Origin of the sequence: Paenibacillus tyrphae (assembly GCF_024158745.1) — a bacterium.
Lineage (GTDB): Bacteria > Bacillota > Bacilli > Paenibacillales > NBRC-103111 > Paenibacillus_G > Paenibacillus_G tyrfis_A.
In genome coordinates this window covers 40,049-53,627 of record NZ_JAMZAW010000004.1, presented here as the reverse complement: position 1 = coordinate 53,627, position 13,579 = coordinate 40,049, and the positions used below count along the sequence as shown (strand labels likewise).

Here is a 13,579-nt window from a genome sequence, read left to right as displayed (position 1 = left end):
GCTTGAAAATACGTTCCTGAAAGCGAGATGACTTTGATGAAAACGAAAAAGATGATCACGACTGTCGCGCTGACGACTGCTGTCACGCTCGGTTCGCTTGCTCCGATTCATGTATTGAATGTACAGGCAGCGGCCTCGTTCACCGATGTCAGCGTATCGGCGCCTTACCAGACGGCGCTTGAAGCGCTCGAAAAAAGCCAGGTCGTTCAAGGCTACGGCCAGCATGACTTCCGTCCGAACCAAACGATCACCAGAGCCGAGCTTGCGACAATGGCAGTCAAAGCGTTCAAGCTTCAAGCTGCAGGCCAGGCGGCCGCATGGAGCGATGTTAAGAAATCCGACTGGTTCCACGAATACGTGAACGCGGTCGTCGGCCAAGGCGCCATGACCGGGGAGAACGGCGGCTTTAAGCCGAACGATTCGCTGTCGCAGGATCAATTGATCGCGATTGTTGCCAAGGCATCCAAAGCCGATGCGGCCACGCTGAAAAATGCGCTGGGTACGGCTTACTCGGGAAGCAGCCCCATTAACCGCGCCGAAGCCGCTATCGTAGTCCATGCCGCGCTGCAGGTCGCTTCCATTCAAGTGACGGAGTGGAAGGCCGTGAACCCGATCACGCTTCAAATTACGTTCTCCGCGCCGCTGCCGAAGGAAGAAATCGACGTGGAGAAGGCCAAAGCGAACTTCACGTTCGACAACGGCTTGACGCCGCTTAACATTCCGCAGCTGAAATCGGGTTCGAAATCGACCTACATTTTGCCGGTTTCTCCGCAAAAAGCGGGCACAACCTACACGTTCTCCTACAAAGGCAAAAAAATTGGCACTTTCGAAGCGATGACGAACAAAATTTCGATGAACTCCGTGCAGCAAGTGGCTTCCGATACGTTCGAAATCGAATCGAAGCTGGAAGACGGCGTTACCGACTACGGCAACGTGGTCGTAGCGTACCAAGGAAAGCGCGGCGGTCTTGAGTTTGTTCTGGACGATAACAACATGTACAACGGCAAAACGTATCAGTTGATTTCGTCCATGAGAGGCAAGCAGGTCACGATCACGCCGGAAAACGGAGAGCCGATTGTCGCTTCGTACGTGCCGTTCACGCAAGCAACGGACGGGCGCCAAGCTCCGAAATTCCGCCTGCCGGAAGGTCAGACGCTGAAGCCGGGCGTTAAGTATACAGTCACTTCCGATTGGTCGACCGTTGCCAATCCGACGTTTACGGCGAAAGAAATCGCGCCGCTTCAAATTCAATCCGTTGAACAAGTCGATGCTGCTTCGCTGAACGTGACCTTGTCGGCAGATCCGAAAGACGAGCTGTTCGCTCTCCGCAGCATCGTGCTGACAGCCGCCGACGGCACCAAGCTGAACGCGACTTACAAGTTGACCTCGCGCAAAGGCGCTGTCGGGACGTTTGATCTGCAGAACGGCGGCAAGCTGACGCCGGGAACGACGTATACGGTTGCGCCGGTCGGAAACTGGGCAACGGCATCGAACGTCACGCTCACCGCGAAATAAGAGCGGCAGGAGACGCAGTAACATAATCAGCCCATATAAAAAATCCATCGGTCCTTGGATAAGGCCGATGGATTTTTGACGTTTAACCGCCGTTTTGGATCATATAGCCTACGCCGGGGTAGGTTACGATCCATTGACCTTCGGGAAGGACGGCTTTCAGCTTCTGCCGGATGCGTGCGATGGTGACGCGCAAATATTCGACATCGTCGCGGTATTCGCTGCCCCAAATTTCGGTCAGCAGCTGCTCGTGGGTCAGCACCTTGCCTTCATGCTGGAGCAATTGGACAAGCAGCTTGTATTCCGTGTCCGTAAATTTGATTTCGCTGTCGCCGTGCCACACCCGGCGCTGGGCCAGATTGACGACGATGGGGCCGAGGCGCAGCTCCTTGGCGGCGGTCATTTGTCCGCTGCCGCGATCAAAGCGCCGCAGCACGGCGCTGACGCGGGCGAACAGCTCATCCAGCGAGAACGGCTTGGTCAAATAATCGTCGGCCCCCAGATTCAGTCCCTGCACCTTGTCGCTGGAGTTGCTCCGTGCCGTCAGGATGATGACCGCCACGTCCGTATAGGTCCGGAGCCGGGTCAATACCTCGAAGCCGTCCATTCCCGGCATCATGACGTCGAGCAGAATAAGATCGGGATCGAACAGATCAACCGCCTCCAGCGCTTCCGCGCCGCTTGCGCACGTGGCGGTTTCATAACCGGCCGATTTCAAATTGGCGGCGATAAACCGTAAAATTTTCGGTTCGTCGTCTACGATCATGATTTTATGTTTCTTCATTGTCGTCCTCCGTTTGGCCGTAATAGATAGGTACCGAGACGATCATCGTCGTGCCTGTGCCTTCCGTGCTGTGTACTTCGATCGAGCCGCTGTGAGCGTCGATGATGCCTTTGCAGATCGCAAGCCCCAGTCCCGTTCCTCCGGTACGGCGGCTGGACGAAACGTCGACCCGGTAGAACCGGTCGAAAATGTGGGGCAGATGCGCTTCGGGAATGCCAATGCCGTTGTCCTTGACGAAAATCCGCACGTTCAGCCCGTTCGGCTCCGCCGTGACCCGGATATGAGGCTTCGATTCGTTGTAACGGATGGAGTTGGTGAACAGATTGATAAAAATTTGCTCCATTCTTCGTTTGTCCGCATAGAGAAGCGGCAGTTCCTCGTCCAAGTCGATATGAAGCTGCGCATCGGCCGAGAGGGTGTGAGGCAGTCTCTGCCAAGCTCCTTCGACGACAGAGCGGACCCGGACGGGAGCGGGATGAATGCTCAGCGCTCCGGCTTCGATCTTGGAAATGTCGAGCCATTCGTCGATCAGCTCCTGAATCCGGCCGATATCCTCGTGAATGCCTTCCAACAGCTCCTGCTTGAACTCCTCGTCCCATCCGGCATGCTTGCGCAGCAGCGTCTCGACGCTTCCTTTGATACTCGTAATCGGGGTCTTGAACTCATGCGAGGCGAGCGAGATCAAGTCGTTCTTCAGCGAGTCGATCTCATGCTCCTTCGTCATGTCCCGGAAGACGTAGCCGCGTCCGAACTCCTTGCCGCCATCCGTCACTTGGAACGAGGCCAGTTGGACGACCCGTTCGTCGCCGGGGGAGCGGACCAGCGTAAATTTGCCGGTTGGATTCGGCTTGCGGCCGATTCGGGCGAATTCCTCGTCCGGCTGCGGCATCTTGCGGGCGATCCGGCTCAGCAGTTCCTCCTCCGTCAAGCTTAGGAGCTCTTTGCCGTCAAACCCGAACAGTTCGGCCATCCGGCGGTTGGCAAGCACGACCTGCTGATTCACGTCGATAAGGACGATGCCGTCGGAGTAGCTCTCCAGGATGGCGGCGAGCGTCGCATGCTGCTGCTGCAAGCTGAGCGTCCGCTCCTCGACCCGCTGCTCCAGTTCGCTGTTCAGCTCAAGCAAGGCCTGCCGGTTGTCATGAATCTGCTCGGCCATCTGCGCAAATTGGCTTGCCAAATAGTGCATCTCGTACGGCGCGCCCGGCGAAGACAGCGGCTCGCTCGGCGCGGTATAGCGGTCGGCGGCGAGCGACTGCGTGTAGCGAACCAGCGCATGGATCGTCCGGTTCAGCCGTTTGGCCAAGTAGGAGCCCAGAAGCACGGTCAAGCCGAGCGTAAGCAAGAGCAGTAGAAACGTCGATTTAAGCGAGGCGAAAAAAGCCTCCTGTACCGCAGCGTAAGAGCGGCCGACCCACACTGTCCAGCCAAGACTGTTGATCGTTTTAAAGGAAACAAGCTCTTTCTGTCCATTGGCGCCGGAGACGAACTTGTCCATCCCTTCCTTGAGGGAGGCCGCCGCTTGGACCGCCGGTTCGCCGGACAAATCCGCGATGGACTGTACCAGCTCGCTCTGAGGGTGGTAGATGACTCTGCCGGCCGGACCGAGCACGGCGGGATAAGCGCCCGGTCCGTAATCGTATTGGGTGACGAGCCTTGCGATTTGGCCCATGTCGAGTATTCCGATCACAACGCCTTCAAAAGCCCGGTTTTCGCTGTAAAGCGGAGCGGCGATGGCGACGAACGGCGCAGATCCGCCCTCGGCGCCATGCATCGGTACGGAAATCGCGGGCTGCAGCGTCAGCTTCACTTTTTTCCAGTACTCCCGCGAGCTTAGATCGGTGCCGACCGGCAGCGCATGCGCATTGCCGCTTTCCGCATCCGGCGAGAGAGCTTTGATCGCGCCGTTCTCATCCGTCACATAGAGCTGAGAGAAGCCGGGCAGGTTATTTTTCACCGACTGGATTTTGCGCGTCAAGCCGGCCCGGTCGCGAAACCCGGGACCGGATGCGCTAATCGTTGTGGCGAGCGTATCTACGGCGTTGCGGTAATAATAAACGTACGTTTCGACGGCGTCGGCGAGACGCTTCGTCGCATGCTCCTGCGTTTTGTTATACTCTTGCGTCAGCTTGTTGATCTGCTGCACCTGAATGGTGCCCAGGATCAGCACCGGCACAATCGCCATAACCGCGAAGGCCAGCGTCAGATGAGTGCGTAACGAACGATGATTCACGGGTTCCTCCCGGTTTGTTAGAGTGGGTGGGAAAAATAGAAAAGCAGAAGCCTTTCCATGCGGCACGGCCGCTGGAAATTCCCCTGCTTGTACTTTCTAGTGTAGCTTGTATTCGGTCTCAGGTCAATAGAGGAGACCTATTAACGGAGCATTCCATTGTAGATCCCCGGCTTGGAATCTGGAATTTCTATCGCACCGACCGTCTTTTCGTAAAAAGCGACCGGACCCGCGCCGCCAATCACGGCATAGCCGTACCCTTGGGCCCGCATGTCGTGCAAGCAGGCCAGCAGCAGACCGGTACCGACCCCTTTGCCGCGGCATACGTCGTCTACGCCGGTCGGGCCGAAGAAGCCTTTGCAGGTCGCGTCGTAACATGCGAATCCGACCAGCTTGTCCTCCAAGGTAGCGATAAAGCAGGAGGTCGGGTGTCCGCTAATCGCGACGTCGCATTCGCTCTCCCAATGGGGATTGAATTTTTCCTTTACCCAGCTTCGGATCAGATGCTTCTCCGGCACGAGCGCCCTGCGAATCGTAAAGCCCGCGTCCTCCAGTTTGGTCCGGAGCGGGGCGTCATCCGGAAGCTCGTACAGCTTCACTAACATATCCGGCATCGTTCTGTGTTCCCTCCTGATGTGCTTTTGAGGTTCGTTATGCTTCGAAAAAAATGAGACGGTTCCCGAACGGGTCCGTTACCGCAAGTTCACGGGTGTCCCAAGGGGTGGTTTCAATGCCGGGCCGGGCGTATTTATAGTCTTTGGCCGCAAGCTTCGCATGGAACGCGTCGAGGTTCTCGGCTTCGATGCGGACCGCAGCCCCCGGGCAGCAATCCCCATGATGCTGGCTTAAGTGGAGCGTACACGCTCCAAGCGAAATTTGCATGTATAAGGGCAAGTTTTCTTCGAAGCGGTGCTCCCAATCGATCTGGAAGCCGAGATAATCCACGTAAAACGCTCTCGCTTTGGCTTCGTCGAATATTCGAAGAATCGGGGTAACCGATTTCAAGGCGAATGACCTATCGCTCATAGATGCACCTCCGTCACATTTATTTACTTTATTGTACACCAAAACCTGACTGCAAATCTACGAACGCCGGATCTTTTCCGCCAGCTTCGCCGCATCGCGGCCTACCCAGCCCAGCAGCGCCGAGCCCCGGGACGACTGCCACGGCAGGCCGAGATAATATAGCCCGGACACCGGGCTGACGCCGCCGCGGTGAATAGGGTTCCCCTGCGAATCAACAGCATCATCGATTCGTATCCACCGGTAGTCGCTGCGGTAGCCGGTCGCCCATACGATATTGCTGACTTCCGCTTCGGAACCGTCTTCGAAAAGAATACGGTTTTCCTTCGCCCCGACCGCTCTCGGCTTAAGCAGCACTTTTTGATCCGCCATAAGCGATTTCAGTTCGAGCCCGTAAATTTGCTCGGGCTGTCTCTTCAGCCACGAACCGAGTAGGGAGCCTTTATCCGCACGGATAAATCCGAACAGATCGAAGTACCAAAAAATGCTTTTGCCCAGCACATGTAACGGTTTAAAATGCAGCTCGCTTCCCGCGGACAAATAGACTAGCCGCTCCCGGGACAGCTCTGCGGCAATCTGCGCACCCGAATTACCCGCACCGACGACAAGCACAGGTCCGTCCAGCAGCTCGCCGGAATTCCGGTATGCGCTGCTGTGCGTTTGATAGAGTTCGTCCGGAAGCCCTGAGGCAAAGCCGGGAACGAAAGGCGTGTGGAACGGACCGGTCGCCACGATGACTTTACCCGCCCGGTAGGTTCCACGATTCGTTTCGACGAGGAAGCCTTGGCTCGTCTTGGTCATCGAAATGACCTGCGTTTGCAATTGTACCGGCAGGGAATAACGCTCCGCGTAAGCTTCGAGATAGTCTGCTACTTCGTCCTTGGTCGGCAATCCGCTCGGATCGCCAGACATGGGCATGCCCGGCAGCGAATATTTTCGAGGCGTGAACAGCACCAAGGAATCATACCGGTTTCTCCAGCTGTTCCCGATGCGGTCGCTTGCATCCAGCAAGGCAAACGACACCGCTTGCTGTTTCAAATAATATCCCATCGCGAGACCGGCTTGCCCGGCACCGATCACCAGTACGTCAACCTGCTTCATTCCCATCGAGCTCCTTAAACGACATAGTAGTTAATTTTAATCTGATAATACATGAGCATTTATTCATATATTTATATTGTAAAATAGTTCATCCAACAGTTCAAGAGAAAATGTAGATAACTTTTAAGCATAGCAGGTAAGCGGCCGACGAAAAGGGCAGCCGAGGGAAACTATACCGGTTGTGCAAAACCGGGGAGAGTTTCGTTACTTTTAAATTTACCCTTTCTATATTTTGTAAACTATTTATAATGGAAGGTATACCAATCGGAGGTGTTTCATTATGCAAAAAAGCTTGGCCTATTCACTCAACCTAAGGATTACAGGAACGATAAAACAACAAACGGCATGACCCGTCCATCGGTGTGCATGAAACGGAAGCGCAAGAAACCGTACTGCCCTGTGTGACGTGCCGTCTGCCGGAAAGGCGGATCTGACTACATGAAATTTCGCGCGTCACAAGTGTATAAGACTAAAATCTTTATGACGTCGCTCGCCAATGCGACGGCCTTTACGACCTATGCGGTATATTACATAAGTCAACTCGGGTTAAATCCGTTCGAGCTGCTGCTCGTTGGTACGGTTTTGGAAGTGTCGGTATTGATTTTCGAAGGAATTACGGGTGTCGTCGCCGATACGTATGGCCGGCGGCTGTCGGTTATTGCCGGGATGCTGGTGATCGGGGGCGCGTACGTACTGGAAGGCAGTGCGCCGTGGCTTGGGGGCGTTAGCCCTTTGATTTCGCTGTTCGTGTGGATTCTGATTGCGGAATGTATCCGCGGCGTCGGCGAGACGTTGATCAGTGGGGCCGATACGGCTTGGATCGTTGACGAAGTCGGCGAGCAGCATGTGGGGCGCCTTTTCCTGGAAGGCAAGCGCTTGTCGCTTGTCGCTACGCTGATCGGTATTGCACTAAGCGTCGGGTTATCCACGCTTGCTCCTAATCTGCCTTATGTTATTAGCGGTCTGATGTTTCTCAGCCTTGGGGCGTTTTTGTTCCTTTTCATGAAGGAAACCCAATTCGTCCGTCCGGAGCGGCTGGACAAGTTCTCTTATTGGCAGGAGATGAAGTCGACGTGGCTGTCCGGAGCACGGGTGGTGCGCCGCGAGCCGGTGCTGCTGATGATTCTCGTCGTCACGCTGTTCAGCGGCGCGGCGTCGGAAGGCTACGACCGGCTTTGGGAAGCGCATCTGATCAAGGAGATCGGCTTCCCGGCCGAACTGCCGTTCTCGATGGCGATGTGGTTCGGCCTGATCTCCGTCCTCACGACGTTCCTCAGTCTGATCGTCGTACGGCTGGCCGAGAAGCGGTTGGATATGGGCAGCGAACGGGTGGTCGTCGTGGCGATGTTTGTTTTGACCGGCTTGCGGGTCGCCGCCATCTTGTCGTTTGCCTTCGCTCCCGGCTTTGCTTGGGCGCTTGGCTCCGTTCTTGCGCTTGGTATCATTGGAGCGCTCAGCGGGCCGATCTACGACACGTGGCTTAATCTGAACATCGAAGGCAAGGTCCGGGCGACGGTGCTTTCGATGATCAATCAATCGGACGCGCTCGGCCAGACGGGGGGCGGTCCGTTCGTCGGTTGGATCGGCAGCCGTCTGTCGCTTCGGGCGTCCCTTGTGACCGCCGCGGTGCTGCTGCTGCCGATTCTGGCCGTGTTCGGCCGGACGCTGCGCAAACGGCAAGAATAGCAAAAAGGCACGCTTTTAAGGGCGTGCCTTCAGAGTGTTGAGAAAGTGAGCTTTTACGAAAATAGAGATGCATACAGAGGTGGGGTATCCACTGGAGAAGCGATAGCGGCCGCCTTTGTCTTCGGGAAATATCCGCTACTAAGCGGCTTCAAATCAAATTTCCCGAGGACAACAGCGGTCGGAAGTGGATACCCCACCCCCCTCGTAACTTCTATTACCTCAATTGACTACTTCCTCAACAAGCTCAAGGCACGCCCTCATAAGCGTGCCTTTTTCGTTTCCGCTATAGCTTGTCCGAGCTCTTATTTCGAGAAAAACCGGTGCATCAGCGACGCATGGAAATGCGAGAAGTCGATCTGCGCCCCGATAAAATAGCCGATGGAGATAAAAAGTATGCACCAACTGAACGCGCCGACAGCCGAGAACAGCAAATATTTGCGCTTGCCCATGCCGATAACGCCGGACAAGTAGCAGGTCAAGTGACGGATGCCAGGAATAAAATAGCCAAAGCTGACCGTCCAAGGCCCGTAACGCTGGAACCATGCTTCCACTTTTTCCAGCCGTTCCGGGGTCAGTTTGATCCATTTGCCATGCTTCCACAGCAGCGGCTTGCCGAACTTGCGGCCAAGCGCGTAGCTGCAAAGCATGCCGGTCATCGCTCCCGCGAGACTGACGGCGACCGAGATCGAATAATTCAGCATACCGACCGACGCCAGATAACCGATAAAGGTCATCAGCAGCTCGTCGGGGATAGGCAAGCCCACAATGCCAAGCGCCAGGCTGAAGAATAAAGCGATATATCCGTACTGTAAGATCATCTCCTGTATAAATTGCATGCGGACACAGCTCCTCTCCAGCCGTTGGTGCTAGACGTTTTCGGTATCGTACACGGCTTTGTTTGGACGAAATGCGGGAATCTTAATCGTGCTGATCATCAGGAAAGAAAGCCCGACAATGACCAGCACCGTCACCGCCAAAAGATGCGATGGCGGGTTCCACAAGGCAAATGCGGATAACAGACAGCCTGCTCCGGTAATTGGCAGACCGATATGACAACGGTTTTGACAGGTTTTCACGTTGAAACGGGCCAGCCGCAGCGCGCCGCATACCATGAACAAGCCGATCAGCAGCGTACCGTATACTGGCAGCTCACGCAAGGCGACGACATAGATAATGATGGCCGGCGCGGCGCCGAAGGAAATCAGCTCCGATAAGGAACGAAGCTCCTTAGCGAATTCGCCCGACAGCTCCAGCTTTTCCGCAATATAGCCGCCGAACAGGTCCAGCAAGGCCGCAATCGCGACCAGCAGAACCGCAGAAAGCACCTTGCCGTGAAACGCCAGCAGGAGCGAAACCATGCCTATACCCAGCCCCGCTGCTACGAACACAAACGGGATCGATTTTCTTAACATTGTGATCATTCCTCCTTAGGGGATGGGGGAAGCGCAAGGCGAATCGGCTGTCCCACCGTTTGAACCTCTAACAAATCAAGGATAAATACGAATGTCGGAATTCCGACGATCAGGCCCCAGATTCCGAAGAAATGCTCGGAGAACAGGAGCACGATAAAGGTGTAAAAGATCGGCAGATGCGTCTTGGATGCCATCAGCCGCGGATTGAGCACATAGGCTTCCAAGGCGTGAATCAAAGTAATCGTCACGACTAAATAGATGACATAGACGAAACCGCCAAGGCTGAACGCGATAGCGCACAGCGGAATCAACGAGATGAATACGCCGGCGACAGGAATCAAGCCAAGAACGAAAATTAGGAGCGCCAGGCCGAACAGGTTCGGAAACCCCATCGCCCATAAGGCGATTGTCGTCAACACGCAGTTGATCAGCGCAATCAGCAGCTGGGTTTCGATCACTTTGCCGAAGGTGAGGACGAATTTTTGGCCGAAGTATTCGATTTCTTCCACCAGCCATCCGATCTTGCTCGCCCGAAGCTTGTGCGTGAACCGGATGACGCTCGATTTGCTGAGCAGCAGAATCAAGCTCATAATGACGGCCAGAAACCATTCGAAGCCCCAATGGCCAACCTTTTTGATCATATCCAATCCGGGCTTGATGATGCTGTGAAGGTCGAGCTGATGAACGACGGAGACGAGATAGCTCACGATTTCGTTCTGCGGATGAGCGTATACGTGCTTGACGATTACGATCAGTTGACCTACTTCGTGAACCAGGGCGGGAAACACTTTGAAGCCCCCGGCCACCAGTACGGCGACAAGCAAAACGTACAGAATGGATAGCAGCAGCTTGGAATCGACAGGAATGATCGGTTTAATCCAGCGATGGACCAAGTGATGAAGACGATCCATGAGGAACGTCATCAAGAATGTCAACAAGATGAGGTTCAGCATGCCTCTCAGCCAGAACAACAGCAGGCAGAAGAGCGCGAGAATGCCGAAGCGCCGCACATCTTTTCTTTGAAGAAAGGCCATCATATTCATACGAACATCCTTTCGATGGGAACGCGCCAAGTTTGTCTGCGGACATTATAACGCGCCGTTGTGTACTTCATGTGTCCTATCGGCGAAAGAAGGCTCTTGTTTTAATTGCTCCCCGGGACACACGAAAAACACAAGATTCATGTATAATTGAACAGGTAAGTACGTTAGAGCACGTTACCGGATAAACAGGAGTTGTCATCGCTATGGAACGAAAAGTTCTTCTCATCGAAGATGAGAGCCTCATTCGCGAGATTGTGGCGGATTATTTCGAAAGGGAGCAGTGGACCGTCTACGAGGCGGAGAACGGCAGGCAAGCATTGGACATGCTGGATGGACTGAATGCGGATCTCGTCATTCTGGATATTTTGATGCCGGAGCTGGACGGATGGATCGTATGCAAGCGGATTCGCGCCAAATCGGCGATTCCAATTATCATCCTGACCGCGAAATCGGAGGACGACGACAAAATGCTCGGCTTCGAGCTGGGCGCCGATGATTACGTTACCAAGCCGTTCAGCCCGAAGGTGCTCGTCGCCCGCGCCAAAACGTTGATGAAACGCGTCGAGGGGACGGTCGGTAAAGAGGATCATATGCTCAGCTTCGGCCGGGTCACCGTCAACAAACGATCGCACCGCGTCGAAATGGAAGGGCTTGAGGTCGAGCTGACGCCCAAAGAATATGAACTGCTGCTTTATTTGGTTAAAAACGAAGGGATCGTCCTATCCCGCGAAGCGATCCTGAATCAGGTATGGGGGTTCGATTATTTCGGCGATCCGAGGGTCGTCGACACCCATATTAAAAAATTGCGCGGGAAGCTGGGGGACGAGGCACGGCATATCCGCACCGTCATCCGCGCCGGCTATAAATTTGAGGAGGACCGATGAAAAGAGGCGGCGTTACCTTCAAGCTGTTCGCGATCACAGCGTCTTTTTTCATGTTGTTTTACGCGATCGTTCTGCTCGGGCAGTTGCTGTTTTTCGAGAAATTTTACCAGAATCAGCGATTGGACGGGTTGGAAAGAAAGCTGCAGTCCTTCAGCGAGCAATATGCGTCGAACCGTTGGGACGAGCCGCGCATCACCCGCGAGATGGGGCTGTTTATCAGCCAAAATAAAGCCCAGCTCGCGATCTTGAATCTGGAAGGAAAAGTGAAGTACGACAATTTTTTTCGCATCGTCATCCGTGACGACAAAGGCGCTTCGGTCAAGATTTCCTTAATGCTGATGTCCGATTCCGATCAGAAGGAATTGCTGGCGGCCCATTTGCAGCGCGGCGACCGGATACAGGTGGAGGGCGTATACGAGGACGATCAGGCCAAAGACCTGATCTATCCGGTCGTCATAAAAAAAGCCGGAATGAAGGACATCGGTAACGCGGAAACGAGCGGCATTGAGGGGCCGTTGGAGCAAATTTCCGGCGTCATAACGGACGCGCTGCTGCCCAGCCCGAATATATGGAACTTGCGCCAGGGCTTATTATACCTTGCTATTGACGATTGGTTCCCGCTTACCGATGACCAGAAAGCCGAATTGCAGAGCGGCCGGATGATCGAAAAGGAATGGACGGAGACGATTACCGGCGTGCGCAGCTTTATCGCGGTTCAGCCCGTGATGCGTGAGGGCAAAGTGAGCGAGCTGCTCTTCGCGATCACGTCGCTGCAGCAGATTAGCGAGGCATATGATGCGCTGCGGCTGTTTTACCTGTATATCGGGGTTGGGGGCATCATACTGATTTTGCTGCTCTCGCTGATTTTCTCCAAATTCGTGACCAAGCCTCTCCTAACGCTTAATAAAATCGCGCTGCGCATGGCCAAATTGGACTTCTCCGCCAAATCGCCCATCCAGAGCAGCGACGAGTTCGGCAGCTTGTCCCACAGTTTGAACAGCTTGTCCGAATCGCTCGATCATACGTTAAAGGAGCTGCATCAGGCTAACGAGCAGCTTAGGGCGGATATGGAGCAGAAGCAGCGGATGGAGCAGCGGCAGAAGGAGTTCGTCTCCAACGCTTCCCATGAATTGAAAACGCCGCTCAGCATTGTCAAGGGGTTCGCCGAGGGGCTGCGGGACGGCATTAGCGAAAGCAAGCGCGAAAGATATCTGGAAGTGATACTGGACGAAACGGGAAAAATGGAAGATCTCGTCAAAGATATGCTGGAGCTGACCAAGCTGGAATCGAAGACCATCAAGCTGAAGAAGAGCCGGTTTATGGTAAGCGAGCTGATCGAGGATATCGTTGACAAGCTGTCGCATCATTTGAACGAAAAGGGATTGAAGGTCGTTCACATGGCTGCGGGCGAGCATCCTGTTTATGCGGATCAATCCAAAGTCGAGCAGGTGCTGTTCAACATCTTGATCAATGCGATCCGTCATGCCGTGCCCGGCAGTGAAATTACCGTCCGCATCGAGAGCGACGGGGAACGGCTTAAAGTCTCCATCGACAACGAGGGAGAGAACATTCCCGAGGATCAATTGGATGACATCTGGGAACGATTTTACCGTGCGGAACGGTCCCGCAACCGGAAAACCGGCGGAACGGGGTTGGGATTGGCGATCGTCAAGCATATTTTGGAGCTGCACGAAAGCCGGTACGGGGTAACGAATACCGAGAAGGGCGTCAGTTTTTATTTTATGTTGTAAGCCGGAAAGCAAGTCACGCAGGAAAAAAACATCGGTCGGATCGACTCCGGGTTCGGAGTTCGACAAGACCGGTGTTTTTCTTCATTTTATTTACAGAAAAGGTTGACGCATTCCTGGTGGCTCGCTTATGATAGTCCAAATGATGGAAGGGAG

The 13,579-nt window shown here is 54.6% G+C and carries 12 protein-coding genes; 4 read left to right on the top strand and 8 right to left on the bottom strand.

Features of this window, described 5'->3' with window-relative positions; all coding sequences use genetic code 11:
• Window positions 1-36 precede the first annotated feature (36 nt).
• Entirely contained in the window at window positions 37-1,515 is a 1,479-nt protein-coding gene (locus NI000_RS07100) for an S-layer homology domain-containing protein (protein WP_253409081.1), read from the top strand.
• Window positions 1,516-1,597: 82 nt separating this feature from the next.
• Here NI000_RS07100 and NI000_RS07095 read toward each other — a convergent pair whose 3' ends face one another.
• The 5 genes from NI000_RS07095 to NI000_RS07075 all read right to left on the bottom strand — a co-directional run bounded on the left by NI000_RS07095 (window position 1,598) and on the right by NI000_RS07075 (window position 6,650).
• Window positions 1,598-2,296, bottom strand: coding sequence for a response regulator transcription factor (locus NI000_RS07095; RefSeq protein WP_253409079.1), 699 nt, complete (start codon window positions 2,294-2,296; stop codon window positions 1,598-1,600).
• On the bottom strand, window positions 2,283-4,529 hold the full coding sequence (locus NI000_RS07090; protein ID WP_253409077.1) for a sensor histidine kinase: 2,247 nt from the start codon (window positions 4,527-4,529) through the stop codon (window positions 2,283-2,285). Before NI000_RS07090 ends, NI000_RS07095 begins: the two co-directional genes overlap by 14 nt.
• A gap of 140 nt (window positions 4,530-4,669) precedes the next feature.
• On the bottom strand, window positions 4,670-5,140 hold the full coding sequence (locus NI000_RS07085; RefSeq protein WP_253409076.1) for a GNAT family N-acetyltransferase: 471 nt from the start codon (window positions 5,138-5,140) through the stop codon (window positions 4,670-4,672).
• Between the two features lie 37 nt (window positions 5,141-5,177).
• Window positions 5,178-5,552, bottom strand: coding sequence for a glyoxalase superfamily protein (locus NI000_RS07080; RefSeq protein WP_253409074.1), 375 nt, complete (start codon window positions 5,550-5,552; stop codon window positions 5,178-5,180).
• Between the two features lie 57 nt (window positions 5,553-5,609).
• On the bottom strand, window positions 5,610-6,650 hold the full coding sequence (locus NI000_RS07075; protein ID WP_253409072.1) for a flavin-containing monooxygenase: 1,041 nt from the start codon (window positions 6,648-6,650) through the stop codon (window positions 5,610-5,612).
• 438 nt (window positions 6,651-7,088) lie between these two features.
• Here NI000_RS07075 and NI000_RS07070 point away from each other — a divergent pair, with 438 nt between their 5' ends.
• Window positions 7,089-8,336: an MFS transporter gene (locus tag NI000_RS07070; RefSeq protein ID WP_253409070.1), complete on the top strand. Its 1,248-nt coding sequence runs from the start codon at window positions 7,089-7,091 to the stop codon at window positions 8,334-8,336.
• Between the two features lie 302 nt (window positions 8,337-8,638).
• On the opposite strand, the gene NI000_RS07065 is transcribed toward NI000_RS07070, so the two are convergent.
• From NI000_RS07065 to NI000_RS07055, 3 genes are read right to left on the bottom strand one after another with little or no spacing between them, the layout of a single operon-like run.
• Entirely contained in the window at window positions 8,639-9,172 is a 534-nt protein-coding gene (locus tag NI000_RS07065) for a DedA family protein (RefSeq protein ID WP_253409067.1), read from the bottom strand.
• A 30-nt stretch (window positions 9,173-9,202) separates the two neighbouring features.
• The gene (pssA, locus tag NI000_RS07060; RefSeq protein WP_253409065.1) at window positions 9,203-9,748 is read right to left on the bottom strand and encodes a CDP-diacylglycerol--serine O-phosphatidyltransferase; all 546 of its coding nucleotides are present in this window, start codon (window positions 9,746-9,748) and stop codon (window positions 9,203-9,205) included.
• A gap of 5 nt (window positions 9,749-9,753) precedes the next feature.
• Window positions 9,754-10,791, bottom strand: a complete 1,038-nt coding sequence (locus tag NI000_RS07055; protein ID WP_253409063.1) for an AI-2E family transporter — start codon at window positions 10,789-10,791, stop codon at window positions 9,754-9,756.
• A gap of 203 nt (window positions 10,792-10,994) precedes the next feature.
• Between NI000_RS07055 and NI000_RS07050 the strand changes: the two genes are divergently transcribed.
• Window positions 10,995-11,675, top strand: a complete 681-nt coding sequence (locus NI000_RS07050; protein ID WP_253409061.1) for a response regulator transcription factor — start codon at window positions 10,995-10,997, stop codon at window positions 11,673-11,675.
• Window positions 11,672-13,426: a sensor histidine kinase gene (locus NI000_RS07045; protein ID WP_253409059.1), complete on the top strand. Its 1,755-nt coding sequence runs from the start codon at window positions 11,672-11,674 to the stop codon at window positions 13,424-13,426. The genes NI000_RS07050 and NI000_RS07045 overlap by 4 nt, the downstream gene beginning before the upstream one ends.
• Window positions 13,427-13,579: the final 153 nt, after the last annotated feature.

Coding starts and splice junctions, on each gene's coding strand:
- NI000_RS07100 (WP_253409081.1), top strand. CDS start 37: ATGAAAACGAAAAAGATGATCACGACTGTCGCGCTGACGACTGCTGTC.
- NI000_RS07095 (WP_253409079.1), bottom strand. CDS start 2,296: ATGAAGAAACATAAAATCATGATCGTAGACGACGAACCGAAAATTTTA.
- NI000_RS07085 (WP_253409076.1), bottom strand. CDS start 5,140: ATGCCGGATATGTTAGTGAAGCTGTACGAGCTTCCGGATGACGCCCCG.
- NI000_RS07080 (WP_253409074.1), bottom strand. CDS start 5,552: ATGAGCGATAGGTCATTCGCCTTGAAATCGGTTACCCCGATTCTTCGA.
- NI000_RS07075 (WP_253409072.1), bottom strand. CDS start 6,650: ATGAAGCAGGTTGACGTACTGGTGATCGGTGCCGGGCAAGCCGGTCTC.
- NI000_RS07070 (WP_253409070.1), top strand. CDS start 7,089: ATGAAATTTCGCGCGTCACAAGTGTATAAGACTAAAATCTTTATGACG.
- NI000_RS07065 (WP_253409067.1), bottom strand. CDS start 9,172: ATGCAATTTATACAGGAGATGATCTTACAGTACGGATATATCGCTTTA.
- pssA (WP_253409065.1), bottom strand. CDS start 9,748: ATGTTAAGAAAATCGATCCCGTTTGTGTTCGTAGCAGCGGGGCTGGGT.
- NI000_RS07055 (WP_253409063.1), bottom strand. CDS start 10,791: ATGAATATGATGGCCTTTCTTCAAAGAAAAGATGTGCGGCGCTTCGGC.
- NI000_RS07050 (WP_253409061.1), top strand. CDS start 10,995: ATGGAACGAAAAGTTCTTCTCATCGAAGATGAGAGCCTCATTCGCGAG.
- NI000_RS07045 (WP_253409059.1), top strand. CDS start 11,672: ATGAAAAGAGGCGGCGTTACCTTCAAGCTGTTCGCGATCACAGCGTCT.